This is a genomic window from Streptomyces camelliae (assembly GCF_027625935.1).
Classification (GTDB): domain Bacteria; phylum Actinomycetota; class Actinomycetes; order Streptomycetales; family Streptomycetaceae; genus Streptomyces; species Streptomyces camelliae.
On sequence record NZ_CP115300.1, the window covers coordinates 3,293,143 to 3,319,377 of the forward strand.

Below are 26,235 nucleotides of genomic sequence, written 5' to 3' on the forward strand. Positions count from 1 at the left end.
GCGCTACTTCACCGCGACCTGGGAGATGTCGAGGACGCCGGTCCAGTCGCTGATGACGATGTTCTTGACGTCCTTGCCGTACAGGCGCTTGTAGACGGGGTGGAACAGCGGCACGACGAGGGCCTGCTCGCCGATCTTCTGGTCCAGTGCACCCCATCGCTTGGCGGCCGCGTCAAGGTCGGTCAACTTGTTGATCGCGTCAATCTCGTCATTGACCGACTTGTCATTGAGCAGGCCCGTGTTGAAGTTCGCGCCGTCCTTGACGATCTGCCGGCCGTCGAAGATCGGGGCGAGGAAGGGACCGCCGGAGGGCCAGTCGGCACCCCAGTGGGCGAGGAAGAAGCCGGGCTCGGTCTTGACGCTGTGGATCTTGTCCTTGTAGTCGTTGAGCTCCAGGCCCTGGAGCTTGACCGTGATGCCGGCCGTCTTGAGCGCGTCCTGGACGGCGGTCGCGATCTCCGGGCTGGTCTCGAAGTCCTTGGCGTTGGAGTGGGTCAGTGTGACGGTGAGCCCGTTCTTGTAACCGGCCTGGGCGAGCAGCTCCTTGGCCTTGGCCGGGTTGCCGGTCGCGCCCGCCGGGAACGGGTCGTACGGCGTGTAGCCGAAGGACTTCTGGTTGGGCAGGAAGGTGGTGGCGGGCTCGGCGAGCGCGCTGCCGCCGGCCGCGTTGACCACCGAGGAGCGGTCGATGGCGTAGGCGATCGCCTGGCGCACCTTGGGGTTGTCGAACGGCTTCACGGTCGGGTTGAACGCGATGTAGTTCGTGTAGCCGAAGTGACCGGTGCCCACGCGCGCGGCGAGTTCCTTGTCACCGGTGACCTTGGCGAGTTCGGCCGGGCCGAGGTTGGTGTCCGTGGTGACGGCCGCGGCGTCCGCCCCCTGAGACGCGGACAGCCGCTGGTTGATCACGGAGGAGTCCAGGCCGGAGCGGACGTCGATGGTGTCCGGGTAGGCCTTGCGCTGGTCGTCGACGGCCGTCGACCAGTACGTGTTGCGCTGCAGAACCATGTGCTCGCCGTCGTTCTCGTTCTTGAGGACGCGGTACGGGCCGGACGAGACCGGGTGCTCCTCGTACTTGGTGCCGGTGTCCTTGCTCTTGGGCACCGGGGCGAACTGCGTCTGCGTGGCGAGGAAGGGGAACTCGCCCTCGGGCTTGTTCAGATGGAAGACGATGGTCCGGCTGTCCGGGGTCTCGATCGCGTCGAGGCCCTTCTTGTCCTTGTACGGCCCCTGGTAGTCGGCCGCGCCGACCAGCCAGTCCCGCAGGTAGGGGGCGCCGCCGGACAGTTCGGGGGCGAAGGAGCGCTCGATGCCGTACTTGATGTCGGCCGAGGTGATCGGCGTGCCGTCCTCGTACTTGAGGCCCTTCTTCAGGGTGTACGTCCACACGGTCGCGTCCTTGCTGGGGCGCCCGGTGTCGGTGGCGAGGTCGGGGACGACCTTGGCGCCGGCCGCGCCGTTCTCGCGGTTGCGGGTGGTGAGGGTGCGGAAGACGAGCGAGGGGACGTTGCCGCCGCCGGAGGTGTAGAGGCGGGCGGGGTCGAAGTCGGTCTGCGGCTCGGCGTTCAGCACCGTCAGGGTGCCGCCCTTGTGCGGCGTGGAGTCGCCACCGGAGCCCTTGGCATCGCTGTCCTTCGGGCCGCAGGCGGCGGCGCCCGCTGCCACGACCAGGCTGACGGATGCCGCGGCCACGCGGCGCGCTATGGCGGACGGTTGACGCATCGGAATGACGACCTCTCGGGGCTGATCGAGGATTTCTCGAGAAAGGGGTGTCTCGAAAAGTGAGACATGTGGACGAGGAGTGAGACGACTGCGAACAGACGTCGGCCCCGGCGCCGGGTCGTCGAAAAGGCCCGTGACGGTGTCACGGAGCGGAAGGAAAGGTCGCGACGCGAACGCCAGGGAGGCGGCGTCAGCGACAGTGGATGTCGGCCACGCAGAGTGCGGTCACGCCGATGAGCGCCAGCTCGATGGCGGCGCTCCCAGGGGCGGCATGACTAGACCACATGCGCAGAAATATGAACGAACATGCGACTCATGTCAATGTGACATAAGCGGCGCCCGTCAACTCGCGGGATATGGCCATGGGTTGGGCAGACAGTGGATTCCGTCGTGGTCGAGGAACTTGGTCTGCTGCTGCATGACGGGGGCGAGTTCCCCCTCCTTCTGGCAGGTCACGTGGCCGTGGCCGAGCCGGTGGCCGACCTCATGGTTGATCAACATCTGCCGATAGGCGTAGATCTTGTCCCCGTATGTCACGCTTCCCTGAGCCCACCTGTATGCATTGATCATCACTCGTTCGGTGGACGCCGAGTCACAGGAGACGTTGTCCTCCGTGGTGTCCAGTCCGGACTTGGCGCACCAGGCGGCGGTCGTGCCGGGGCTGGCCAGCGTGATCACGAAGTCGGGCTTGCCGGAGGAGATCCGCTCGAAGGTACGGGCCCCTCCGTGGGCCCAACTGCGGTCGTCGTTCAGGGTCTTCTGCACGGCCTCCGCGAACAGCGTGCCGTCCAGGCCCAGCCCATGCTCCACGTCCACGCGGTAGGTGTACTTCCGTCCGCTGCCCGGCGCCTTGTCGAACCCGGGCACGGTGTCGAACTTCCCCGAGCCCTTCAGTGTCGCGCCGAGCGGGTACGTCCGGTTCATCGCCTGCTCGTACGTCAGCGTCACCGGGCTCGCCGAGGCGGAGGGGGCCGGCTGTCCCGAGGCGCGCGCCTCACGGGCCTGGTCGGTGGCGGAGCGCGACTGTGCGGCGTGGTCCCGGCTCTCGGCCACCTGCCCGGCGACGACCACCGCGAGCACGGTCGTCACGGCGGCCGCGGCGACGCCGGTGAAAGCCCGCGTGCGCTGGCCTTGACCGCTCGGCACTCCATGAGGGGCGGCCCCGTCGTCTTGCGGCCACGGGTCCATTGTGGCTGGTCGCGCCGTTCCCCGCGCCCCTTTCGGGGCGCCTGGGCCAGAGCGCTGCGTGGGCAGGTCGACGGGGGGCACGTCGCCGCCGTCCGCCTCGGTCCCCACGGCAGTCGCCATGTCCACCGGCTGCCCGTCGGTACGGCGCGGTCCACGCGCGCGGGGCGCGAAGACGTCGACATCGCCGAGGTCCGCACCGCCGCCGTGTCCGTCCCGGAAGGCGTCGAGGTACTCCTGCCGAGGCCCGCCCTGCGGCCCGCCCTGCCGCTGCCGGGGAAGCACGACACCAGGCCCGCCCCCGGCCCCGGCCCGCCCCGCGAACTCCCCCCAGCCTCCGCCGACTTCCCACTGCTCGGGATGCCCGCCCCGCACGGGCACACCCCCAGCGGAGCCACCCTCCCGGAAACGGGGCACACCGCGCGCGGGGGTACCGTCAGCCGGCCGGGGCACGCCATGCGCGGGCGTACCGTCGGGAAGACGGGGCATCCCATGCGCGGGCGTACCGTCGGGAAGACGGGGCATCCCGTGGGCGGGCGTACCGTCGGGAAGACGGGGCATCCCGTGGGCGGGCGTACCGTCCGGAAGGCGGGGCACCCCGTGGGCCGGCGTACCACCGGGAATGCGCGGTACCCCCTGTACGGGCGTACCGTCCGGGAGGCGGGGCATCCCGTGGGCCGGCGTACCGTCAGGGAACCTCGGCACCCCATGCGCAGGCGTCCCGTCGGGGAAGCGAGGCACACCGCGCGCAGGAGTGCCCGCGGCGAAACCCGGCACGCCGTGAGCGGGAGTGCCGTCAGCCGACCGGGGCACCCCTTGCGCGGGGGCGCCACCGGGAATGCGCGGCGCCCCCTGCATGGGCGTGCCGCCAGGAGTGCGCGGCGCCCCCTGCATCGGTGCACCACCAGGAATACGGGGCATCCCCTGCACGGGCGTGCCGTCCGGAGGTCGCCGCATCCCCTGCGCAGGCGCCCCGTCAGGCATCCGCGGTGCCCCGTGCCCCGGCGCCACCCACTCTGCCGCCTGCGTCCGCCGTTCCGCCCGGGCCCTCTGTTCCGGCTGTTCCCCCTGCTCCGGCTTCTGTGCGCGCCTCGCGGCTATGTCCGCGGTATCGGGCTTGGGGGCCGGGCCGCGGCGGCTGTGGCGTCCCACGCCGGCCTCAGCTCCCCGCGCCGGGGGTGGTGACGGACGTGTCGGCCAGGAGTTCCCGGAATGCCCTGGCCACCACCTCCGGGTACTCCATCATCGCCACGTGCCCGGCGTCCGGCAGGGACAGCAGACGGGAGTCACGGAAGGAGCGGGCGGCCTTGCGGGCCATACGGAAGCCGACGAGCTGGTCACGGCCGCCGTAGATGAGCAGGGTCGGCGCGAGGACGCGCTCGGCCTGGCGCCACAGCCCGTGCTGTCCGCCGAGCGTGTAGGCGTTGACGATCCCGCGCGCGGAGCGGGCCATCGCGTCCCAGACGTACGGCAGCTGCAACCGCCGCTCCAGCTCCTCGACGGCGTGCTGGAACGCCTCGGGCGACACCCGCCCGGGGTCGCCGTAGCAGAGGGCCATGACCCCGCGCACCCGCTGCTCGGCCGTCCACTCGCGGGTGAGCCGGGTGAACAGGGCGGCGACACCGGGCACGCCGAGCAGGGCGGTCGGTGCCGCGGTGCGCTGGATGCGCAGCTCGGGCAGGGCGGGCGAGACGAGCGTGAGCGTACGGACGAGGTCGGGGCGTACGGCGGCCACGCGCGTGGTGACCGCGCCGCCCAGCGAGTTGCCGAAGAGGTGGACGGGGCCGCGGCCGGCCGCGTCGAGATAGCGGATCACCGCGCGCGCGTGCCCGGTGACGGAGTAGTCGCCGTCGTCCGGGGGCGGGGAGTCGCCGAAGCCCGGCAGGTCGAGCGCCTCGCTGTCGACGACGCCGTCCAGCTCGGCCATCAGCTCCGACCAGTTCTGCGAGGAACCGCCGAGCCCGTGGACGTACAGCGCGGGCGGCAGGCCCTCGTGCGCGGGACGGCGGGAACGGATCGACAGGGTGACACCGGGCAGCCCCACGGACCGCAGCCGCTCGCCCTCACCGACCCGTACGGGCGCCACCTTCGGGAGCACGCTGGCGGCCGGCACGGACGGCGACTCGGTCGAAGACATGCGGCAATGTTACGAGGTGATCACGCCGAGGTTCGTGTGTTCGCCGTCACAGCGTGAGCCGTACGCGCGCGTGAGTGTCGCCGGTACGCGCGCGTGGGCGTCACGGCATGGCGTCCGGTTCTGCTCTCTCCTAGGCTCGTATCCAGGGCACCCACGTGTGGCCCCTGCCGCATCCAGGGACGCCCGTAGGAAGGGAGCCCACCATGGCCCATGACCCCACCGAGCCCGACACGGCCGACGACCTGGAGACCGAGACGGCGGCCTCGGAGATCGACGTCGAGGCCCCCGAGGTGGACGCGGCCGAGCAGCACACCGACATCTCGCCGGAGCAGGACGATCCCCTGGAGGAAGTCGACCAGGACCGCGGGAACGTGGCCGATCTGGTCGAACAGGCGCGTGTGGTCAGGCTCGACGAGGACGACTACCGCTGACGGCGGCGGACCCCCGGGCCCGTTCCGGAGGATGATCACGTCTTTCGTCACCGTCCGGTACATGAAATTCTGCGCTCGCACCGCGCACACCACGGTTACCGAAAAGTACGATGGCCGCGCGGCCGACACCGCATGTGGACGACTTTGGGAGGCGGCGTGACAGCCATCGAGCAAACTGAGGCGGCACGCCCACGTGGCACCCGTCTGCCGCGCCGAGCCCGGCGGAACCAGTTGCTGGGCGCCGCCCAGGAGGTTTTCGTCGCGCAGGGCTATCACGCGGCGGCGATGGACGACATCGCCGAGCGGGCCGGTGTGAGCAAGCCCGTGCTCTACCAGCACTTCCCGGGCAAGCTCGACCTGTACCTCGCACTGCTGGACCAGCACTGCGAGTCGCTGATCCAGGCCGTGCGGACCGCGCTCGCGTCCACGACGGACAACAAGCAGCGCGTGCGCGCCACGATGGACGCCTATTTCGCCTACGTCGAGGACGACGGCGGCGCCTTCCGGCTGGTCTTCGAGTCGGACCTGACGAACGAGCCAGCGGTGCGCGAGCGCGTCGACAAGGTCACCAACGACTGCGCCGAGGCCATCTGCGACGTCATCGCCGAGGACACCGGCCTCTCGCGCGCGGAGTCGATGCTGCTGGCCTCCGGCCTCGGCGGACTCGCCCAGGTGGTGGCCCGCTCCTGGCTGCACAGCGACCGCAGCGTCCCGCGCGACCAGGCGGTGCAGCTGCTGACCTCGCTGGCCTGGCGGGGCATCGCAGGCTTCCCGCTGCACGGCACCGAACACCACTGACGGGCGTTTGTTCCCGGTCGCTGTTCGCTGATGGCGTGCCGACGCACAACGTATGCGTCCCCTCACCGGGCTAATGTGTGCTGCGTACGGCGCGGAAGATCGCGCACATCACTGACCGTCGGAGGGACATAGCCGTGGAGGTCAAGATCGGCGTGCAGTACGCGCCCCGCGAGATCGTGCTGGAGAGCGGTCTGAGCGTCGAGGAGGTCGAGCGCCTGGTGAACGACGCGCTGTCCGGGAAGACGCAGCTGCTGAGCCTCCAGGACGAGAAGGGCCGCAAGGTCCTGGTGCCGACGGACCGTCTGGCGTACGTGGAGATCGGCGAGCCGAGCGTCCGCAAGGTCGGGTTCGGCGCACTGTAGGCCGACGTAGTGACAAGGGCCCGGCGGCACTCGGCCGCCGGGCCCTTGTTCTTCCTGGGGACGTGCACACAGATGGAGCACAACTCCTGCACAGCGGAGGATTGCAGTCCGCAGGTCACGGGTATGACGGGCTACGACCGTTCAAGGCAGACCGGCCGTGGGAGGGACCCCCGACATGATCCTGGAAGCACTCGCCTCCGCAGTGCTCGGTCTCGTCCTCGCGTGGGCGGCGGCGCACCGCCTCTCCCACCGGCTCCCGGCCCGCCCGCTGGTGTTCTCGACAGGCATCGCCGGAGCCCTCTTCGGCGACTTCGTCACCCACACCGCCCTCGGCCCCGGCACCGCCTGGCTGAGCCTCCTGGGCGCCGCGGCCATCTCGGCGGCGTCCCTGTCCCTGCTCCTGCGGCCGGCGGGCAGAATCCGGCGATCAGCGACGGCGTAGCAACGGCGCCTTGCAGCCGGCTCAAGGGTCAACCCCCTAGGGGCGCGGGGCTGTGTTCCATGTGCGGCTTGGCCGCGTGGGCGCGACCAGCCGCCGCGGACCCGCAGCCGCGCAACTCACCGCGCCCACCCCCACCGGGCGCTACGCGGCCAAGCCCAGCGCAGCCATTCGCTTCGTGTGCGCCTCGGTGATCCGCGAGAACATCCTCCCGACCTCCGCGAGATCGAACCCGTCGGCGACGCCCCCCACGAGCATCGTGGACAGCGCGTCCCGGTCCGCGACCACCCGCTGGGACTGCGACAGCGCCTCGCCCATCAGCCGCCGCGCCCACAGCGCCAGCCGGCCGCCCACGCGCGGGTCGGCGTCGATCGCGGCCCGCACCTTCTCCACCGCGAACCCGGCGTGCCCGGTGTCGTCGAGGACGGCGAGGACCAGCTCGCGCGTGTCGGAGTCGAGCCGTACCGCGACCTCGCGGTAGAAGTCGCTCGCGATCGAGTCGCCGACGTACGCCTTGACCAGGCCCTCCAGCCAGTCCGAGGGCGCGGTCTGCCGGTGGAAGCCGTCCAGGGCGGCGACGAACGGGTCCATGGCGGCGGTCGGCTCCTCGCCGATCTCGGTCAGCCGGTCCCGCAGGCGCTCGAAGTGGTGGAACTCGGCCGAGGCCATCTTCGCCAGCTCCGCCTTGTCCGCGAGGGTCGGCGCCAGCTTGGCGTCCTCCGCGAGCCGCTCGAACGCCGCCAGCTCCCCGTACGCGAGCGCGCCGAGCAGATCCACGACAGCGGCGCGGTACTGCGGGTCGGCGGAGGCCTGCGCCCAGTCCTTGGCAGCGATGCCCGTGGGTGCGACGGAGTCGTTCTCAGGCTTGTCAGAGCTAGTCATGAGGCGCACAATAGCCCGCTCGCGGCACCCCCGAGGCGCCTGGCCGATCACTGTGACGACGACTACGTGACCAAATCGGCCATCGCATGTGCGCCGATCCGGGGTATGGTGGTAATGCGCCTGCTGAGTGCGTTGACGGTGTTCGACGCGTCCCGACAGGCCGCACGCATGAGGATGCCCGGTCGGTGGCCCGATCGGCTCCGACCCGACAGCCCTCCCTGGCCGTACGGCGCAGTACGTACGACGACCGGAGGGACACCCCTCAGCGGTACGAGCGCTAGAGCGTCGGCAGAGGTCCCGTGTCTTACGGCTTGCCCGAGTGGTTCGCCCGTACGGCAGCCGACGTCCCCGGCACGGTCAGACATGACCCCCGCGCTCGCCTCGCACCGCACCACACAGAAGAGGCAGCACCCTGACTACGACGTTTCGAGAACTCGGAATCCTTCCCGAGACCGCCGAGGCCCTGGAGGCCGTCGGCATCATCACCCCCTTCCCCATCCAGGAGATGACGCTCCCCGTCGCCCTTTCCGGCACGGACGTCATCGGCCAGGCCAAGACCGGCACCGGCAAGACGCTGGGCTTCGGCCTCCCGCTTCTGGAGCGCGTCACCGTCCCCGCCGACGTCGAGGCCGGACGCGCCGCCCCCGAGGCCCTCACGGACGCCCCGCAGGCGCTCGTCGTCGTCCCCACGCGCGAGCTGTGCACCCAGGTCACCAACGACCTGCTGACGGCCGGCAAGGTCCGTAACGTGCGCGTGACGGCGATCTACGGCGGCCGGGCCTACGAGCCGCAGGTGGAGGCCCTGAAGAAGGGCGTCGACGTGGTCGTCGGCACCCCGGGCCGGCTGCTGGACCTCGCGGGCCAGAAGAAGCTGGACCTGAAGCACGTCAAGTGCCTGGTCCTCGACGAGGCCGACGAGATGCTCGACCTGGGCTTCCTGCCCGACGTCGAGAAGATCATCGACATGCTCCCGGCCAAGCGCCAGACCATGCTGTTCTCCGCGACCATGCCGGGCGCGGTCATCGGCCTCGCGCGCCGGTACATGTCGCGGCCCACGCACATCCGTGCCACCGCACCGGACGACGAGGGCGCGACGGTTGCGAACATCAAGCAGTTCGTCTACCGCGCGCACAACATGGACAAGCCGGAGATGGTCGCCCGCATCCTGCAGGCCGAGGGCCGCGGACTGGCGATGATCTTCTGCCGTACGAAACGCACGGCCGCCGACATCGCCGAGCAGCTGCAGCGCCGTGGGTTCGCCTCCGGCGCGGTCCACGGCGACCTCGGGCAGGGTGCCCGCGAGCAGGCGCTGCGCGCGTTCCGCAACGGCAAGGTGGACGTCCTGGTCTGCACCGACGTCGCCGCACGCGGTATCGACGTCGAGGGCGTGACCCACGTCATCAACTACCAGTCCCCGGAAGACGAGAAGACGTATCTGCACCGGGTCGGCCGTACCGGCCGCGCGGGCGCCAAGGGTACGGCGATCACGTTCGTCGACTGGGACGACATCCCGCGCTGGCAGCTGATCAACAAGGCGCTGGAGCTGGACTTCAACGACCCGGTGGAGACGTACTCGTCGTCCCCGCATCTGTTCTCCGACCTCGACATCCCCGCGGGCACCAAGGGCATCCTGCCGCGCTCGGAGCGGACCCGTGCGGGTCTGGACGCGGAGGAGCTGGAGGACCTGGGCGAGACCGGTGGCCGTGGTGCGCGCGGTCGCGGTGGCCGGGGTGGCCGCGGTGGCCGTGCCGAGTCCGCCGCCGCGCCGGCCGAGCGCGAGCGTTCGTCCCGTACGCCGCGTCGCCGCCGCCGCACGCGCGGTGGCGCCCCGCTGGACGCGACCACCGCCGCGCCGGCCGCTACGACGGCTCCGGCGCCGGCCGCCGAGTCCGGCCCGGCGGAGGAGACCTCCACGGCACCGCGCACCCTGCGCCGCCGTCGCCGTACGCGCGGCGGAGCGTCGGCGCAGCCGGTGGCGGCCGTCGAGACCGCCGTCGAGACCGTGGCCCCGGTGGAGGCTCCGGCCGCTCCGGAGACCGCGGAGGCCCCGGAGAAGCCGCGCCGCCGCCGCACCCGCAAGTCCGCGGAGCAGGCACCGGCGCCTGTCGCCGAGCCCACGGCCGAGACGCCCGTGACGGTGCCGGAAACGGCTCCGGCGGCCGACACGGTGACCGTGGAGGCACCGGAGGCGAAGCCCCGCCGCCGCACGCGCAAGACGGCCGAGCCCACGCCGGAAACAGCTGCCGCCCCGGCCGAGCCCACGGAGGAGCCCGCCCCGGCGACCAAGCCCCGCCGTACCCGGAAGGCAACGGCCCCCGCTCCCGAGGCCGCTGAGGTCTCCGAGGCCACCAAGGCCCCTGAGGCGGAGCCCAAGCCGCGCCGCACCCGCAAGACGGCCGCGACCGCCGAAGCCCCGGAGACTCCGGAAGCCGAAGCCAAGCCGCGCCGCACGCGGAAGACGGCAGCCACCACCGAGGCCCCCGAGGCGGAGCCCAAGCCGCGCCGCACCCGCAAGACGGCCGCGACCGCCCCGGAGCCGACGGAAACCCCCGAAGCCGAGGCCAAGCCCCGCCGCACCCGCAAGACGGCAGCCACCGCCGAGGCAACGGCCGCCACGGCCGAGGCCCCGGAGACGGAGCCCAAGCCGCGCCGCACCCGCAAGACGGCCGCGACCGCCCCGGAGCCGACGGAAACCCCCGAAGCCGAGGCCAAGCCCCGCCGCACCCGCAAGGCCGCAGCCACCGCCGAGGCAACGGACGCCCCGGAGACCGAGGCCAAGCCGCGCCGTACCCGCAAGGCGGCAGCCACCGCCCCGGAGCCGACGGAAACCCCCGAAGCCGAGGCCAAGCCCCGCCGCACGCGCAAGACGGCCGCTACGGCCGAGGCAACGGCCGCCACGGCCGAGGCCCCCGAGGCGGAGCCCAAGCCGCGCCGCACCCGTAAGACGGCAGCCACCGCCGAAGCCCCGGAGACTCCGGAAGCCGAAGCCAAGCCCCGCCGCACCCGCAAGGCGGCAGCCACCGCCCCGGAGCCGACGGAAACCCCCGAGACGGAGCCCAAGCCCCGCCGTACCCGCAAGACGGCGGCCGCCGCACCCGACGCGGACGGTGTCGTCGAGGCGGCCGCTCCCAAGGTGCGACGGACCCGTAAGGCCGTCGCCAAGACGGTCACCGCGGAGATCCCGGCGCAGGCCACCGAGGAGCCGGAGGCCAAGCCGCGGCGCCGTACCCGTAAGGCCGCGGCAGCCGTCGAGGTCGCCGAAGGCTGATCCGGCACCCCGTCACCGACGGCCCGGCCCATGTTCCTGTGGGTCGGGCCGTCGCACGTCCGGCGTACAGCCGGGCTCACGGCGCGCGGAGAAACAGTGGGCGGCCGGGTTATAACCTCTCCCCATGAGCAGGCCCGCCACCTTCGTCCCGCCCCCCGGTGCCCGCGCGTACGCCCTGCGTACCGCGCGTGGGGAGTTCGCCGTCGTCGACGCTCCCGTGGCCGACGGGGTCGAGCCCAGGGGGGTCGCGCTGTTGCTGCCGGGGTTCACCGGGAGCAAGGAGGACTTCAATCCGCTGCATGTGCCGCTGGCGCGGCGCGGGTACCGGACCGTGGCCGTGGACGGGCGTGGGCAGTTCGAGTCGGACGGGCCCGAGAGCGACGAATCCGCTTACGCGCAGACCGAGTTGGCGCTGGACGTGCTCGCGCAGGTGGAAGCCGTCGGGGCGCCGGTGCATCTGCTGGGGCACTCGCTCGGCGGGCAGATCTCGCGCGCGGCCGTGCTGCTGGACCACGCGCCCTTCGTCTCGCTCACGCTGATGGCCTCCGGGCCCGCCCAGATCTCCGAATCCCAGCAGCAGCGCGTCAAGCTGCTGCGGGACGCGCTCGCGGTGATGGACATGGCGCAGGTCTGGGAGGCGATCCAGGCGATGGAGACGCCCGAGGAGACCGAGACGGCCGCGCTCGACGGCGGGCTCGACGACCGGGACGATCTGCGGCGCCGCTGGCTGGGCACCAAGCCCGCCCAACTCATCGTCACGGGGCGCCAGTTGTGCACGGAGCCGGACCGGATCGCCGAACTGGCCGCGGTACCGCTGCCGTTCCACGTCCTGTCGGGCGACAGGGACGACACCTGGCCGCTGCCGCTGCTCGACGACATGGCCGTACGGCTGGGCGCCCGGCGTACGGCCATCGCGGACGCCGAGCACTCGCCCAACACCGACCGGCCGCTCGCCACCGCCGAAGCGCTCGCCGATTTCTGGGACCAGGCCGCCCGCTGAGCCCCGCCACCCTACGACTGCCCTGCTCCGACGGGGGTTTGCAGGGCAGGGCAGTCGTCCTTCGGGGGGCCACCGGGGTGCCGGTCAGTCGGTCCACGTGGCGTGGACGGCGGAGGCGCTGAAACCGGGGCCGTAGGCGACGATCAGGGCCTTCTCGCCGTCCGCCGGAGGCCGGCCGTGGGTGCGTTCGAGGACGCGAAGAACCGATACGCCACCGAGGTTGCCCTCTTCGGCCAGAGTGTCGAGGGAGTGGCGGGCGTCGTCCTCGGTGAGGCCGAGGGCCTCGGCGGTGTCCATGATGATGGGCCGGGAGCCGGGGTGGATGACGGGAACGGTCACCGGACGGCCGGCGAGCCAGTCGACCACGGCCGGCATGACGTGTTTCGCCCCGCCCATGGCGGCCTTGGTGGAGTCGAAATGGAGGCCATGGCTGTCGATACGACCCGCGTAGAACTCCAGCGAGTCCGGGAGGGCGTACTCGAAGAGGCCGGCGGGGCTGTCGATGGCGAGGCCGGCGCCGAGGGGGTCGCTGCTGACGACGGTGGCGGCCGCGCTGTCGCCGAACAGGGCCTTGTAGATCATGTGCTCGATCTTGCTGTCCATGTGGTTGTAGGCCGTGGACAGCACCTCTGCGGCGACGACGAGGACCTGGGAGCCGGGGTGGAGCAGGGCCTGCTCGACCGCGCGGATGAGGGCGTGCGCACCGCCCGCGCAGGCCGCGGTGGTCAAGGCGGTACGGCGGATGGACGGGCGCAGACCGAGCCGGGCGACGAGGTGGATGTCCAGGTTGGGTACGGCCCAGCCGGTGGAGTGGGTGGTGATCAGGCCGGTGATGTCACCCGGTTCGAGGCCGTGGCGCCCGAGGACGGAGCGGGCCGCGGTCTCCGCCATGTCGAGACCGTCGGCGAAGGCCCGGGACGCGCGCTCCTCGATGGGTGCGGTGCCGTTGATGGTGGGCGAATTCAGCGGCTGGGTGAAGTACCGGGTCTGGACACCGCAGTTGCCTATGACCCGGAGGATCGCGCCGAGGCGCGGATGGTCGGGGTGATGGGCGCGGATGTCGTCGGATATCTCGCCCGTGGTGACCTTGTGCGCGGCGAGGACCGTGCTGGGGCGGGCGATGTGAACGGGCATGGGTCCCCCCTAGGACACGTAACCTGATTGGGGTCAAGGTACGGCAAAGTTGGCTGGTTCGTTTCCCCTGCCGTCCAGGTCATGCTCTCTCACGGCCCGTCAAACTCGGGCAAAGACCGATCTCCAGCGTGCTCAGCGGGCCTGGAGCATCGGCGGACGCGTGCTCGACCGGCGCGGACCCGGCCGAAAGATGAGGATCATGAAGCGTGAGCCGGGTGCCGCCAGCGGCTGCGCCACGCACATCGTCACCCAACCCGGGCCGTCGGCCGCATGCCTGATGGGGCGTTCGTCGCCGTCGGGGTGGATCGAGGCGCCGCCCACCTCGTACAGCGGGCGGGAGACGGGATCGTCGAGGAGTTCCTTCTCGATCTGCCGCAGGACCTTGTCGTCGGGGCGCTGGGCGAGCGCGGCCTGGAGCTGGGGCATGACGAGCGGCGCCCAGGCGTTCGCCCAGTCGGTGAGCTGCTCACGGCCGTCGATCAGCATCCACCGCATGGTGTTCTCGGGGGCTTGCCCGGTCGCGAAGATCCGGTGGAACGGCTCGTTGCAGGCGAGCAGGTTCCAGGAGGCGTCGGTGACATAGGCCGGGTGCGTCACGGCGGCGACGGCGTCCTCCCAGGCGGCGGGGACGGCGTTGCCGCTGGTGTCGTAGAGCGGGCCGGGCGGGTCCTCGCCGCGCGCGTAACGGCACAGCGAGATCCACTCCTGCTCGTTGAGGACGAACAGGCGGGCTATGTCGCGCAGCAGGTCGACGGGGGCGTTGGGGTACGTGCCGGACTCCAGACGGTGATACGTGCCGAAAGCCCGGTTCACGAGCTGGTCGACCTGATGCTGGGACAGACCGGGGGCGCGGCGGCCGGGTCCGGTGGGCCGTGTGAAACCGTGTGTCTCGGGGGCGATGAGCGCGCGTCGGTCCTTGAGCAGGCTTTTCAGTGCTCGTTTGTTCACTGGTGCGGATCCCCCGGCTTTGTTGACGGTGAGTCAGTGTAATTAGTGGTGCTGGCTTTACTCCGAAAGATCTCCCGTAGAAATCGTGTAGGTGCGTCCTGCATGCTCGGTGGTGCGTGCCGCTGGCCTGCCAGTGTGCTCATCAGCGGTGACGTGGACAGACCCCCGTCGCGGGCACTGGCTGGAAACTTTCGAAATTCCGGCCGGTTTTCGCGGACGGGGCCACCAGGAACAAAGCCGGGTGGTTTGCCGGTTCGCGTTCGGCGCTTCCCACGAGGGAACCATGACGCGGGATCGGCATCACCGTCAGCGCACCGCTGACGCAGCCCCGGCGGCCAGGCTGCGGCCGGTGCCCTCCCGCCCCACACCAGGGGACTCGGCACCGGCCGCCGATGTCTCCCCTCCCTCCCGTCCCGCAGCGCGGGCGAGTTCGGTACACAGGATCACGGCGGCCGTACGTCGCCGGAAGACGTCCTCCGCCGGAAGACGTCCTTCGCCCGAAGGTGTCCTCCACCGGAAGGCGTCCTGCGCCGGATTGGCCGAAGTCCGCTCGGTCCCGGCCGCCGGTACCGCTAGTACTGCGCTCGCAGATGCTCCCAGAAGCCGTCCCGGAGGGCGCGGCGCAGGTCCGCCTGGCCGCGCAGGGAGTACTGGAGCAGGCTCTCGGCCTCGACGAGCAGGTCCTGGTCGACGGAGCCGGGCAGATAGGGGTGGCCGGGGAGCAGTTCGACCAGCGCCTCGCGGCCCCGGGAGGCCAGCCACTTCGCCGCGATCTGGGCGCCGACGAAGCGGACGTCCTCGCGGCCGGGCCGGGACCCGGTGCCGGAGTCGTACGCGGCGGCCGTACGGCGGGAGACGTACGGCTTGAAGAACTCCAGCTCGAAGGTGCGCTGGCTGTCGACCTCCCAGAGCAGGGGCTCGGCCTGGTTGCGGCCCTCGGGGGCCTCGATGCCCCACAGGTGGACCCGGGCGCCGTAGCCCTGGGCCGCCTCGACCGCCGAGACCAGGTCCTCGTCGCCGCCGAGGAGGGCCGCGTCGCTGATGGCGCGGTGGCGGGCCAGGGACTCCAGGTCCGAGCGGATCAGCGAATCGACGCCCTTCTGCTGGTTGTTGGCGTTGAGGTTGCCGAGGCGGACCTTGACGTCGGGCAGTTCGGCGATGATCTGCTGCTCGGCGGTGTGGATACGGCGGCGGGCACCGTCGTACCAGTAGACGCGCAGCAGCCGGCTGTCCGCGAAGATCGTGCGGGCCTTGTCGATCAGCGCCTCGATCAGACCCTCGGCGTCGAGGTCGAAGGCCCGGCGGTCCTCGGTCCCGGCGACCAGCCGCCCCGCGGCCGCGTACAGATACCCCGCGTCGACGAAGATCGCGTGGGTGGAGGGCGTCTTCGCCACCTCGGCGAGCATGCGCTCCAGCAGCTCGTTCGTGCGGTCGATGCGGGCGCCCAGGGCGGCCAGGTCGTCGTTCATCGTCTCCATTGTCCCGGCCGTCACGCTGCGAACACAACCGCTCCCGATCGGTTCCTTACTCGCTAGTAATTAGTTGTTCGAAAAATTTCTTTAGCGTAGGGAATGTTCGTAACATGCAGCACGTTGACTAGGACGTACGACAGCACGTCACCAGTAGTTCTCCTCAGGAGGATGACCAGACGAAGGGAGAAGCACATGCGCTTCGAGATCAGGCGACTCGACGAGGTCGACGGCACCACCGTGGACTGCACCGTCGTGGACGCCGCCTCCGTCAACCGGATCGTTCAGCAGGCCGCCGCCATCGGACAGCGCCTGTGGATCCGCCCGGCCGAGAACCCGGCCTCGTAACGGGAGCCACCACCCACGCTTTCCGGGGGGAGCCGAGCGACGCCGCTCGGCTCCCCCCGGATCACGTTCAGCTCCCCTGGATCACGTTCAGCTCCCCCGGATCACCTGAGTGATCCCGTTGATGATCTGCTGCACGGCGATCGCGGAGAGCATCATGCCCGCGAGCCGCGTCACCAGGACGACACCGCCGTCCTTGATCACCCGGATGATCAGCAGCGAGTAACGCATCACCAGCCACAGCACGACATGGATCGCGAGGATCGCGGTCCACACCGAGACCTGCGTGGCCACACTGCCGGCCTTCTGCACGGCCAGGATCACGGACACGATCGCACCGGGCCCGGCCAGCAGCGGCATGCCCAGCGGTACGAGGGCGACGTTCACGTCCTTGGTCTGCTTCGGCTCGTCGGTCTTGCCGGTGAGCAGGTCCAGTGCGATCAGCAGGAGCAGCAGACCGCCCGCGATCATCAGCGCGGGGACGGAGACGTGCAGGTAGTTCAGGATCTGGTGCCCCAGGACACCGAAGACGGCGATGACCCCGAACGCCACGCAGACGGCCTGGAAGGCCATCCGCTTCTGCACCTTGCCGGGCCGGCCGGCGGTCAGGGCGAGGAAGATCGGGGTGATCCCAGGGGGATCCATGATGACAAAAAGGGTCAGGAACAGAGAGCCGAAGACGGCGATGTCGAACATGGTTGTGCAGAAGGCCTTGCGGAAGAAGTGATACGGGCGTGAGGGGGTGAGGCGGGCCGGTCTCAGGCTCCACCGGTGCCCGGCACCGGGAACGCGCCGGTCGCCCGCCGGGTGATCTCCCCGTACACCTCGGGGTCGGTCGTGTACGCGCCCAGGGACACGGTCTTGCGGCTGCCGTGGTAGTCCGAGGAGCCGGTGACCAGCAGATCCAGGTCCTTCGCCAGCCCCCGCAGCCGGTCGCGCGCGTCGGCGTCGTGGTCCATGTGATCGACCTCGATGCCGTCGAGGCCGGCCTCGGCCATCTCGGCGATGCGGAACTCCGGCACGGTCCGGCCGCGCTTGGCGGCGGCCGGGTGCGCGAAGACACAGACCCCGCCCGCGCCCTTGACCAGCCGGATCGCCTCGAAGGGGTCGGTCTCGTGCTTCTCCACGAAGGCCCGCCCGCCGTCGGCCAGCCACTCCTCGGTGAACGCGTCGCTGACGGTCGGTACGACGCCCAGCTCGACCAGCGCGGTGGCGACGTGCGGCCGCCCCACGGACCCGCCGGCGGCGATCCGCTCGACCTGCTCCCACGTGACCGGCACGCCCAGCGCGTTGAGCTTGGCGACCATGCCCTTGGCCCGCGGCACCCGGTCGTCCCGCACCAGCTCCCGCTCGGCGAGCAGCGCGGGCTCCTCGGGATCGAAGAGGTAGGCCAGCATGTGCATGGAGATCCCGTCGATCCGACAGGACAGCTCGGCCCCCGTGACCAGCGTCAGCCCCGCGGGCAACGCGGCGATCGCCTCGCCGTACCCCCGCGTGGTGTCGTGATCGGTCAGCGCGACCACGTCCAGCCCGGCGGCGGCGGCATTCCGCACCAGCTCGGCAGGGGTGTCCGTACCGTCGGAGGCGGTGGAGTGACAGTGCAGATCTATACGCACAAGGACTCCAGACACCGACGATTCAAAGGGGGACACTTGATAGTACCGGTGATTGCAACGCCCTAGGGGCGCGCTGTATCGATATGCGGCTCCGCCGCGTGCGCGCGATCAACCACAACGCACCCGCACCCGCCCACGAAGCGGCACCCGGCACCCGGTGGGCGGCGTCACGGCCGAAGCAAGCGCGGCGACAACGCTCCGCAGGGCACCAGATCCAGCTCCGGCCCCGCGTCCCGCAGATCGGTGAGCACCAGCTCGTCGTACATGAGCAGCCCGGACTGCTCGGGCCACATCACCGCCCACAGCCACATGCCGAGCGCCTCGCCCGCGAAGACCGCGCGGTCCTCGGGGGTGCGGAAGACGTGCCACAGCGGGGTCGGGCGGCCGACGGCCAGCACCTTGGCCTCGGGGGGCTTCTCGATGTTCATGTACGGTCCCGGGTCCGGGCCGTCGATGCCCGCGTACCGCGCGCCGAGGCCGACGCCGAGTTCCTCGGCGACCAGGATGAGCTCGGCCGGACCGCCGAGCGGGCCGGGACCCGTGCAGGCCACGGCGGTCGCGCGGCCCCCGCTGCGGTCGTCGCCCGCGTAGGCCACACCGGTGAAGAGCCAGCCGACCGGCAGCGGCCAGGGCATCCACACCGGAACGTGGGTGCGCTGCACGACGGCGGCGAGGGCTTCGACGCTGGGCGGGATCACGGGCTGCAGCGGATACACCGTGCCGTGCACATCGCACTGCCACGCATCGGCGAAGAGGCCGGGAGCCCTGACCCGGCCACCACACCTCGGGCAACTGGGTTCGCCCCTCATAGGGCTCCACGGTCCTACCCCTGCCCGCCCGCGTCAAGGACGATCACCCGTCCGGACGGAACCGTGCCGGTCGACCGGGCGGGAGCGAGCCCCCTCAGCCGGTGGACAACACCGTCGGCGTCTTCGCCAACTGACCGTTGCCGACCGGTCCTTGGTGAACTTGCTCACGTGTGTGTCAGTCGAGCGGGACGGACCTGCGGGCGGGATCCCTCAGGTCCGTGCCGGCGGCGAGCCAGCGCTCCTGGAGGGCCTGGGCACCGTGCACACGCTTCCAGGCGGCCTCGTTCGGGGTCATCGGCAGCAGCGGCAGGAACCGTACGGGATCCATCGGATCGTCCAGCTCCAGATCCTCGACCAGTCCGCCGGGCTCGCCCACCAGCACCGAGGTGAAGGGGGCGCCGGGCCACAGCGGATCACCGGTGTCCAGGGAGGCGCCCGGCGTCACGATCAGACCCTCCACCTGCGGGGACGCGGCCAGCACCGCGAGCGGGCGGAGCACCTTGTCGGTCTCGGCGAGGCCCGCGCGGACGGAGAGGACCAGTTCCGCGCGGGGTCCCTTGACCGGGTCGGCGAGCATCGCCGTGGGGTCGGTCATGGGGTGCGCGGACATGCCGAGGGTGGCGTACCGGAGGAGATCCCCCTCCCGGAACCGGAGGACCTCGATGCGGTCCGTGCCGAGGAAGGTGACGGCGGCGCGCGCGTCCGGTTCGCCCAGCGCGGTGCTCAACCGTGCCTCGACGAGAGGAAGAACATCAACCATGCGGGGAGCATAGAACTCGTCAGTAGCGGGCAAAGCGGCGCCTTGACAGTTCGGGCGGCTGCTAACCTGAGCCCTCGAAGAGACTCCCTTACGAGGGACCGGCCGGAGGAGGTGGGGCTGTCATGGATCGAAGTCGACCTGGTAGTACCACTCGCTCTTCCGCCCGCTGATCTGGTCTCTGGCTGGCCGCTGCCGCCTTCGCGTGCGCGTTGCCCTTCGGAAGAGCACTTCGTTTCGCTTTGCCTGATCCGTCTGAGTCTGATCCGTCTGATCAACGTCAGTTCTGCATCAGCAGCGAAGCCGCCACCGCGACGGTGCGGTGCTCCCCGCTTTGTGGACGTGCCGAACATCGGACACAGGACCGTCCCCATTCCGGGTAGTTCCACCCGTCGCGCCGCGCTTTCGCTGCCTGCCCGCGAAGGAGCCTGCCCATGTCGATGATCCGCGACCTGCGCGCCGTGGTCCGCCCCGCGTCCCGTCCCGCACCGCGCAAGGACACCGCCGCCCCGTACGACAGCACCCGCGACCCCGGCACGGCCTCGGCCGTCGTGGACTGCGCGGTCTACCGCGACGGCGCCCGGGTCGAGAGCGGCAAGCCGCTGAGCCCGCACGAGGCCATGCGGCTGGTGCGGCGCGACGGCGGCTTCGTGTGGATCGGGCTGCACGAGCCGACCGAGGCCGAATTCGCCGGTATCGCGAGCGAGTTCGGGCTGCACCCGCTGGCCGTCGAGGACGCCGTGCAGGCGCACCAGCGTCCGAAGCTGGAGCGCTACGACGACTCCCTGTTCACCGTCTTCAAGACCATCCACTACGTCGAGCACGACCGGCTCACCGAGAGCAGCGAGGTCGTGGAGACCGGCGAGGTGATGTGCTTCACCGGCCGGGACTTCTTCATCACCGTCCGGCACGGCGGCAAGGGCTCGCTCCGGGCTCTGCGGCACCGCCTCCAGGACGACCCGGAGCTGCTGGCCAAGGGCCCCTCGGCGGTGCTGCACGCCATCGCCGACCATGTCGTGGACGGCTACATCGCGGTCGCCGACGCCGTGCAGGACGACATCGACGAGGTGGAGACCGAGGTCTTCTCGCCGGGCCGGGGCGGCGGCGTCGCGCGCGGTGTGGACTCGGCGCGGATCTACCAGCTCAAGCGCGAGGTGCTGGAGTTCAAGCGGGCGGTCGCCCCGCTGCTGCGGCCCATGCAGCTGCTGAGCGAGCGGCCGATGCGGCTGATCGACCCGGACATCCAGAAGTACTTCCGGGACGTCGCCGACCACCTCGCCCGGGTCCAGGAGCAGGTCGTGAGCTTCGACGAGCTGCTCAACTCCATCCTCCAGGCCAATCTGGCGCAGGCGTCCGTCGCGCAGAACGAGGACATGCGCAAGATCACCGCCTGGGCCGCGATCATCGCCGTACCGACGATGGTGACGGGCGTGTACGGCATGAACTTCGACAACATGCCGGAGCTGCACTGGAAGTACGGCTACCCGCTGGTCCTGACCCTCACCGTCGGCATGTGTGTGGGCATCCACCGGGTGCTGAAGCGCAACGGCTGGCTGTGAACGGGCCTGGATAGGCTGACCCCATGCGAAGCGAGCTGCTCGACCAGGCCCTCATCGAGGAGGCCGCGAAGAAGTCCGGCCTGATCTGGGTCAGGGGCGCAGATGCTCCGGCCGCGCATGCGCTGTGGCACGTGTGGCACGAGGGTGCGGTGTGCCTGGTCGGCGACGGGCCCGGGGAGCAGCCGCTGCCGGCGCTGGTCGACGGCGGCCTTGCCGAGGTGACCGTGCGCAGCAAGGACAAGGGCGGCCGGCTGGTGACGTTCCAGGCGACCGTGACCGAGCTGGCCTCCGGCTCGGAGCAGTGGGAGGCCGCCGTCGCCGAGCTGAAGGGCAAGCGCCTGAACGCCCCGGACGGCGAGGAGATGCCGGGCCGCTGGGCCCGCGAGTGCAGGGTGCTGCGCCTGGCTCCGGCCGGGACTGTGGTGCCGTTGCCCGACGGCAGCCTGGCGGAGCGGCCTGTGCCGAGCCCGGCGACCACGCGGGAGCCGATTCCGGCCGGGCTGCCGAAGCTGCTGGGGAAGCGGCGGAGGAAGTAGCGCAGGGCCCGTTACGACGTCGGCAGCTGTTTGCCGTAGTCCACCGTGTCGTCCTTCGACGGTTCCGTCACGGTGAAGTCCTTGCCCCAGTCCGAGAAGCTGAGCGTCCCCGCACTGCCGGCGCGGACCAGGCGGAGGGGGTACGGGGTGCCCTGGAGGGAGACGTCCAGGGTGCCGCCGGAGCCCTTGTCGCCGGTGATGCGGATGGTGGGGGTGCCCGACTGGTCGTGGTGGCCGTCGGTCGCCAGGGTGCCGTGCAGGGTCAGCAGCCCGTCGAGCAGGACCGACTTGTCCGTGAAGCCGCTGAACTTCTTGTACGCGGGATCCCCCTGCGGCACCTTCACGTACTTGCCGTTCAGCTTCCCCGCCGTACCGTCACCGCCGTTGCTGCCGCCCGCGTGGTTCCAGAAGTCCGAATCGGCCTTGAGGTAGAGCTGCTGCCCCACCCGCAGCAGTTGGAAGGTCGCCCCCTGCGAGGTCACCGACCCGGTGCCGCCGTCGGCCTTCAGGCGCATGTCCAGCTGGTAGGTACGGCCGCTGGTGACCACCGACCCGGCCAGCCGTACCGCCGGTGCCGCGTCCGCCGCCGCGCGGGTCTTCGCCTGGATCTGATCGGCGGGCAGCTTGCCCACCCCGTTCGTGCCGGCGTCCGGATCGTCCCCGCCGCACCCCGTCAGCACCGCCACCCCTGTCACGGCCAGTGCGCACAGCGCGGTCATCCGCGTGGTCCGGCGGGTTCGGCCCTGGGGAGTCGCAGTCACAGGTGGCGCTGCCTTTCTGACGAGTCCTGAACGGCGTACGGCAGCGTACCGGGGCCTCAGGCCGTCCCTGCCCACCCGGCGGAGCCAGTCCGTCCGGACCGCCCGCCAGGCCATACCCCATCAGGACGAGCTAGCCTGAAGCGCACGCGCGCGGGCATATCCGAGCAACTCACACGATCCCCACGCAAAGGAAGCACAGCCATGGCAGCCGGCGCCCCCCGGATCTTCGTCTCGCACCTCGCCGGGGTCCCCGTCTTCGATCCCAGCGGCGACGTCATGGGCCGCGTACGCGACCTGGTCGTCATGCTGCGCGTCGGCCGGCGGCCCCCGCGGGTGCTCGGGCTGGTCGTCGAGCTGCCCACCCGGCGCCGGATCTTCCTGCCCATGACCCGGGTGACCGGCATCGAGTCCGGCCAGGTCATCGCCACCGGCGTCATGAACGTCCGCCGCTTCGAGCAGCGGCCCACCGAGCGGCTGGTCTTCGGCGAGCTGCTGGACCGGCGGGTGACGCTCACCGAGACCGGCGAGGAGGTCACCGTCCTCGACGTGTCCGTGCAGCAGCTGCCCGCCCGCCGGGACTGGGAGGTCGACCGGGTCTTCGTCCGCAAGGGGAAGAAGGGTGGCGCCTTCCGGCGGGCCAAGGGCGAGGCGCTGACCGTCGAGTGGTCGGCCGTCACCGGCTTCTCGCTGGAGGAGCACGGGCAGGGCGCCGAGAGCCTGCTTGCCACCTTCGAGCAGCTGCGCCCCGCCGACCTCGCCAACGTCCTGCACCACCTCTCCGCCAAGCGGCGCGCCGAGGTGGCCGCCGCCCTCGACGACGACCGCCTGGCCGACGTGCTCGAAGAGCTCCCGGAGGACGACCAGATCGAGATCCTCGGCAAGCTGAAGGAGGAGCGCGCGGCGGACGTGCTGGAGGCCATGGACCCCGACGACGCGGCCGACCTGCTCTCCGAGCTGCCCGAGGACGACAAGGAGCGGCTGCTGAGCCTCATGCAGCCCGCCGACGCGGCCGAGATGCGGCGCCTGATGTCGTACGAGGAGCACACGGCCGGCGGTCTGATGACCACGGAGCCGATCGTGCTGCGCCCGGACGCCACCGTCGCCGACGCGCTCGCCCGGGTCCGCAACCCCGACCTCTCCCCCGCGCTCGCCGCCCAGGTCTACGTCTGCCGTCCGCCCGACGAGACCCCGACCGGCAAGTACCTGGGCACGGTCCACTTCCAGCGGCTGCTGCGCGACCCGCCGTACGCGCTGGTCAGCTCGATCGTCGACACCGATCTGCAACCGCTCGACCCGGACGCGGCGCTGCCCGCCGTCGCCGGGTTCTTCGCCACGTACGACATGGTCGCCGCGCCCGTGGTGGACGAGGCCGGACGGCTGCTCGGCGCGGTGACCGTGGACGACGTACTGGACCACATGCTGCCCGAGGACTGGCGGGAGCACGAGTTCCACCTGGACGAGGGAGAGGGGGCGACCACGCATGGCTCCTGAGCGCGAGAGCGGCGGCCGCGAGCGCACCCCGACGGGCGCCACGGCGACCACCCGGGCCCGTACCCCCCGGCTGGACCAGCCGGCCCCGCCCCGGCGCCGGTATCTGCCGGAGTGGGACCCCGAGGCCTTCGGCGTGATGTCGGAGAAGATCGCCCGGTTCCTGGGCACGGGCCGCTTCATCGTCTGGATGACGGGCGTCATCATCCTGTGGATCCTGTGGAACGTCACGATGCCCGTCGCGCTCCGCTTCGACCAGTACCCGTTCATCTTCCTGACTCTGGCCCTGTCCCTGCAGGCCTCCTACGCCGCCCCGCTGATCCTGCTCGCGCAGAACCGGCAGGACGACCGCGACCGGGTCAACCTGGAGCAGGACCGCAAGCAGAACGAGCGGTCCATCGCCGACACCGAGTATCTGACCCGGGAGATCGCCGCCCTGCGCATGGGACTCGGCGAGGTGGCGACCCGCGACTGGATGCGCTCCGAGCTCCAGGATCTGCTGAAGGACCTGGAGGATCGCCAAGGCCGCAGCGACCGGGTCGTATTCCCGGCGGAACGGTCAGAACGGTCGCCGGGACGTGACACAGACGACCGCTGAGGGGCATCCCGAAGGCCCCTTACCGCGCCGTACCATCGTTGTTATGGCTACGGAAGACGCGGTGCGCGAGGCACTGGCGACGGTGAACGATCCCGAGATCAACCGACCCATCACCGAACTGGGGATGGTCAAATCGGTGGAGATCGGCGCGGACGGAGCGGTCGCGGTCACCGTGTATCTGACGGTCTCCGGCTGCCCGATGCGCGACACCATCACCCAGCGCGTCACCGACGCGGTCTCCCGGGTCGAGGGCGTCACCCGCGTCGACGTCACGCTGGACGTGATGAGCGACGAACAGCGCAAGGAACTGACGGCGGCCCTGCGCGGCGGCCAGGCCGAGCGCGAGGTCCCCTTCGCCAAGCCGGGCAACCTCACCCGGGTCTACGCGGTCGCCTCCGGCAAGGGCGGCGTCGGCAAGTCCTCCGTGACGGTCAACCTGGCGGCGGCGATGGCGGCCGACGGCCTCAAGGTGGGCGTGGTCGACGCCGACATCTACGGCCACTCGGTGCCGCGCATGCTGGGCGCGGACGGCCGCCCGACCCAGGTCGAGAACATGATCATGCCGCCGTCGGCGAACGGCGTGAAGGTCATCTCCATCGGCATGTTCACCCCGGGCAACGCCCCGGTCGTCTGGCGCGGCCCGATGCTGCACAGGGCGCTGCAGCAGTTCCTGGCGGACGTGTACTGGGGCGACCTGGACGTCCTCCTGCTGGACCTGCCGCCCGGCACCGGTGACATCGCGATCTCCGTGGCCCAGCTGATCCCGAACGCCGAGATCCTGGTCGTCACGACCCCGCAGCAGGCGGCGGCGGAGGTGGCCGAGCGCGCCGGCTCCATCGCGGTCCAGACCCACCAGAAGATCGTCGGCGTGGTCGAGAACATGTCCGGCCTGCCCTGCCCGCACTGCGGCGAGATGGTCGACGTCTTCGGCACGGGCGGCGGCCAGCTGGTCGCCGACGGCCTGACCCGTACGACGGGTACGACGGTCCCGGTCCTCGGCTCGATCCCGATCGACGTCCGCCTCCGCGAGGGCGGCGACGAGGGCAAGCCGGTGGTCATCACCGACCCCGACTCCCCGGCGGGCAGCGCGCTGCGGGCGATCGCCGGGAAGCTGGGCGGACGGCAGCGGGGCCTGTCGGGCCTGTCCCTGGGTCTCACTCCGAAGAACAAGTTCTAGGCAGCTACGCCGAAGGGGCGCCGGGATCGACCGGCGCCCCTTCGGCCATGTCTGTGCGGTGTGTCGGCCATGTCTGTGCGGTGTCACGCGTACGCGGACACGTCCTTCACCACGGCGAACCCGAGACCGTACGCGCTCATGCCCCGCCCGTACGCGCCCAGGTGCACCCCCGCGTCGGTCGTACCGGCGAGGACCCAGCCGAACTCCGACTCCCGGTAGTAGAAAGAGGCCGCGACCCCGTCCACGGGCAGCGAGAGCTTGGACCACTCCGGCCCGTCGAGATCGTCGGCCAGCGCCCACGCGGTCTCGGTCTGCTGGTCCAGCCAGTCGTCCCGCAGGCTGTGGTCCATCTGCCCGGGCCAGGTGAACGACAGCAGCCCCACCCCGGCCAGCCAGGCGGCCGAGGACACCGACGTGGCCTCCAGCAGCCCCGTACCGTCGGCGCTGCGCCGGGACGGCTGCGCGGCGACCGTGACCACCACCGCGAACTTCTCCCGCGGCTCACCGACGACACCGGTCTCGACCCGCACGGAGGGCTCGTCACCGTGTCCGATCGAACCGTGCTCGACGGCACCGTCGGCCGCCGTACCCACCTGCATCAGCCAGCGCGGCCCGGTGAACGCCTCGTCGAGGCCGTACCACGGGAAGGGCGCCTGCAGGTAACCGTCGACCGTGCGCCGGGCGGAGGGAAGCTGTTGTCCGCCCTCCGCGGCCGGCGCCTGCGCGCCCACCCGACTCGTCGTCTCCATCTCCCGGACGCCTCCTCGCTCTCGTCGGACCGGGGCGGCCCGCCCCCCTTCGGGCGTACTCGTCC

Annotated in this window: 26 protein-coding genes; 12 read left to right on the plus strand and 14 right to left on the minus strand. The window is 71.1% G+C overall.

Going from position 1 to position 26,235, the window contains the following annotated elements; translation table 11 throughout:
• Positions 1 to 3: 3 nt before the first annotated feature.
• From O1G22_RS14795 to O1G22_RS14805, 4 genes are all read right to left on the minus strand, one after another.
• Complete coding sequence (locus O1G22_RS14795; protein ID WP_270081780.1) at positions 4 to 1,722, minus strand: ABC transporter substrate-binding protein; 1,719 nt, start codon at positions 1,720 to 1,722, stop codon at positions 4 to 6.
• Between the two features lie 190 nt (positions 1,723 to 1,912).
• Positions 1,913 to 2,008 carry an Ms4533A family Cys-rich leader peptide gene (locus O1G22_RS44545; RefSeq protein WP_333492262.1) on the minus strand — a complete coding sequence of 32 codons (96 nt, stop codon included), beginning with the start codon at positions 2,006 to 2,008 and terminating at the stop codon, positions 1,913 to 1,915.
• Positions 2,009 to 2,064: 56 nt separating this feature from the next.
• A complete protein-coding gene (locus O1G22_RS14800; RefSeq protein ID WP_428986488.1) occupies positions 2,065 to 3,765 on the minus strand; it encodes a DUF3152 domain-containing protein in 1,701 nt (566 codons plus the stop codon).
• Between the two features lie 301 nt (positions 3,766 to 4,066).
• The gene (locus O1G22_RS14805; RefSeq protein WP_270081782.1) at positions 4,067 to 5,044 is read right to left on the minus strand and encodes an alpha/beta fold hydrolase; all 978 of its coding nucleotides are present in this window, start codon (positions 5,042 to 5,044) and stop codon (positions 4,067 to 4,069) included.
• Positions 5,045 to 5,247: 203 nt separating this feature from the next.
• Here O1G22_RS14805 and O1G22_RS14810 point away from each other — a divergent pair, with 203 nt between their 5' ends.
• The 4 genes from O1G22_RS14810 (at position 5,248) to O1G22_RS14825 (ending at position 7,077) form a co-directional block, all read left to right on the plus strand.
• Positions 5,248 to 5,475, plus strand: coding sequence for a hypothetical protein (locus O1G22_RS14810; RefSeq protein WP_270081783.1), 228 nt, complete (start codon positions 5,248 to 5,250; stop codon positions 5,473 to 5,475).
• A 156-nt stretch (positions 5,476 to 5,631) separates the two neighbouring features.
• Positions 5,632 to 6,273 carry a TetR/AcrR family transcriptional regulator gene (locus tag O1G22_RS14815; RefSeq protein ID WP_270081784.1) on the plus strand — a complete coding sequence of 214 codons (642 nt, stop codon included), beginning with the start codon at positions 5,632 to 5,634 and terminating at the stop codon, positions 6,271 to 6,273.
• Positions 6,274 to 6,407: 134 nt separating this feature from the next.
• Positions 6,408 to 6,635, plus strand: coding sequence for a DUF3107 domain-containing protein (locus O1G22_RS14820; protein WP_270081785.1), 228 nt, complete (start codon positions 6,408 to 6,410; stop codon positions 6,633 to 6,635).
• Positions 6,636 to 6,810: 175 nt separating this feature from the next.
• Entirely contained in the window at positions 6,811 to 7,077 is a 267-nt protein-coding gene (locus O1G22_RS14825; protein ID WP_270081786.1) for a hypothetical protein, read from the plus strand.
• Between the two features lie 141 nt (positions 7,078 to 7,218).
• Here O1G22_RS14825 and O1G22_RS14830 read toward each other — a convergent pair whose 3' ends face one another.
• On the minus strand, positions 7,219 to 7,956 hold the full coding sequence (locus O1G22_RS14830) for a ferritin-like fold-containing protein (protein WP_225098522.1): 738 nt from the start codon (positions 7,954 to 7,956) through the stop codon (positions 7,219 to 7,221).
• Positions 7,957 to 8,461: 505 nt separating this feature from the next.
• Between O1G22_RS14830 and O1G22_RS14835 the strand changes: the two genes are divergently transcribed.
• Positions 8,462 to 11,224, plus strand: coding sequence for a DEAD/DEAH box helicase (locus tag O1G22_RS14835; RefSeq protein ID WP_270081787.1), 2,763 nt, complete (start codon positions 8,462 to 8,464; stop codon positions 11,222 to 11,224).
• 124 nt (positions 11,225 to 11,348) lie between these two features.
• Positions 11,349 to 12,224: an alpha/beta fold hydrolase gene (locus tag O1G22_RS14840; RefSeq protein WP_270081788.1), complete on the plus strand. Its 876-nt coding sequence runs from the start codon at positions 11,349 to 11,351 to the stop codon at positions 12,222 to 12,224.
• Positions 12,225 to 12,308: 84 nt separating this feature from the next.
• Here the strand turns inward: O1G22_RS14840 and O1G22_RS14845 are convergent, their stop codons facing one another.
• From O1G22_RS14845 to O1G22_RS14855, 3 genes are all read right to left on the minus strand, one after another.
• Positions 12,309 to 13,358, minus strand: coding sequence for a beta-ketoacyl-[acyl-carrier-protein] synthase family protein (locus O1G22_RS14845; protein ID WP_270081789.1), 1,050 nt, complete (start codon positions 13,356 to 13,358; stop codon positions 12,309 to 12,311).
• Positions 13,359 to 13,490: 132 nt separating this feature from the next.
• Entirely contained in the window at positions 13,491 to 14,306 is an 816-nt protein-coding gene (locus O1G22_RS14850) for an MmyB family transcriptional regulator (protein ID WP_270081790.1), read from the minus strand.
• A 572-nt stretch (positions 14,307 to 14,878) separates the two neighbouring features.
• Positions 14,879 to 15,784: an NYN domain-containing protein gene (locus O1G22_RS14855; protein ID WP_270086419.1), complete on the minus strand. Its 906-nt coding sequence runs from the start codon at positions 15,782 to 15,784 to the stop codon at positions 14,879 to 14,881.
• A gap of 186 nt (positions 15,785 to 15,970) precedes the next feature.
• Between O1G22_RS14855 and O1G22_RS14860 the strand changes: the two genes are divergently transcribed.
• On the plus strand, positions 15,971 to 16,123 hold the full coding sequence (locus O1G22_RS14860) for a hypothetical protein (protein ID WP_225098527.1): 153 nt from the start codon (positions 15,971 to 15,973) through the stop codon (positions 16,121 to 16,123).
• A gap of 87 nt (positions 16,124 to 16,210) precedes the next feature.
• Here O1G22_RS14860 and O1G22_RS14865 read toward each other — a convergent pair whose 3' ends face one another.
• The 4 genes from O1G22_RS14865 to O1G22_RS14880 form a co-directional block, all read right to left on the minus strand.
• On the minus strand, positions 16,211 to 16,816 hold the full coding sequence (locus tag O1G22_RS14865; RefSeq protein WP_225098528.1) for a MarC family protein: 606 nt from the start codon (positions 16,814 to 16,816) through the stop codon (positions 16,211 to 16,213).
• A 62-nt stretch (positions 16,817 to 16,878) separates the two neighbouring features.
• Positions 16,879 to 17,736, minus strand: a complete 858-nt coding sequence (locus O1G22_RS14870; protein WP_270081791.1) for a PHP domain-containing protein — start codon at positions 17,734 to 17,736, stop codon at positions 16,879 to 16,881.
• 167 nt (positions 17,737 to 17,903) lie between these two features.
• Positions 17,904 to 18,545 carry a DUF6758 family protein gene (locus O1G22_RS14875; protein WP_270081792.1) on the minus strand — a complete coding sequence of 214 codons (642 nt, stop codon included), beginning with the start codon at positions 18,543 to 18,545 and terminating at the stop codon, positions 17,904 to 17,906.
• Between the two features lie 175 nt (positions 18,546 to 18,720).
• Entirely contained in the window at positions 18,721 to 19,305 is a 585-nt protein-coding gene (locus O1G22_RS14880; RefSeq protein ID WP_270081793.1) for a suppressor of fused domain protein, read from the minus strand.
• Between the two features lie 431 nt (positions 19,306 to 19,736).
• Between O1G22_RS14880 and O1G22_RS14885 the strand changes: the two genes are divergently transcribed.
• Together O1G22_RS14885 and O1G22_RS14890 are read left to right on the plus strand one after the other, a co-directional pair.
• Entirely contained in the window at positions 19,737 to 20,861 is a 1,125-nt protein-coding gene (locus O1G22_RS14885; RefSeq protein WP_270081794.1) for a magnesium and cobalt transport protein CorA, read from the plus strand.
• A gap of 23 nt (positions 20,862 to 20,884) precedes the next feature.
• Complete coding sequence (locus tag O1G22_RS14890) at positions 20,885 to 21,397, plus strand: hypothetical protein (RefSeq protein WP_270081795.1); 513 nt, start codon at positions 20,885 to 20,887, stop codon at positions 21,395 to 21,397.
• 11 nt (positions 21,398 to 21,408) lie between these two features.
• On the opposite strand, the gene O1G22_RS14895 is transcribed toward O1G22_RS14890, so the two are convergent.
• Positions 21,409 to 22,158, minus strand: a complete 750-nt coding sequence (locus O1G22_RS14895; protein WP_270081796.1) for a hypothetical protein — start codon at positions 22,156 to 22,158, stop codon at positions 21,409 to 21,411.
• A gap of 201 nt (positions 22,159 to 22,359) precedes the next feature.
• On the opposite strand from O1G22_RS14895, the gene O1G22_RS14900 reads away from it, so the two are divergent.
• From O1G22_RS14900 to O1G22_RS14910, 3 genes are read left to right on the plus strand one after another with little or no spacing between them, the layout of a single operon-like run.
• Complete coding sequence (locus O1G22_RS14900) at positions 22,360 to 23,649, plus strand: magnesium transporter MgtE N-terminal domain-containing protein (RefSeq protein WP_270081797.1); 1,290 nt, start codon at positions 22,360 to 22,362, stop codon at positions 23,647 to 23,649.
• Positions 23,639 to 24,244 carry a DUF1003 domain-containing protein gene (locus O1G22_RS14905; RefSeq protein ID WP_225098536.1) on the plus strand — a complete coding sequence of 202 codons (606 nt, stop codon included), beginning with the start codon at positions 23,639 to 23,641 and terminating at the stop codon, positions 24,242 to 24,244. Before O1G22_RS14900 ends, O1G22_RS14905 begins: the two co-directional genes overlap by 11 nt.
• A 43-nt stretch (positions 24,245 to 24,287) precedes the next feature.
• Positions 24,288 to 25,421: an Mrp/NBP35 family ATP-binding protein gene (locus tag O1G22_RS14910; RefSeq protein ID WP_270081798.1), complete on the plus strand. Its 1,134-nt coding sequence runs from the start codon at positions 24,288 to 24,290 to the stop codon at positions 25,419 to 25,421.
• An 83-nt stretch (positions 25,422 to 25,504) separates the two neighbouring features.
• Here the strand turns inward: O1G22_RS14910 and O1G22_RS14915 are convergent, their stop codons facing one another.
• Positions 25,505 to 26,170, minus strand: a complete 666-nt coding sequence (locus O1G22_RS14915; RefSeq protein WP_270081799.1) for a hypothetical protein — start codon at positions 26,168 to 26,170, stop codon at positions 25,505 to 25,507.
• Positions 26,171 to 26,235 lie beyond the last annotated feature (65 nt).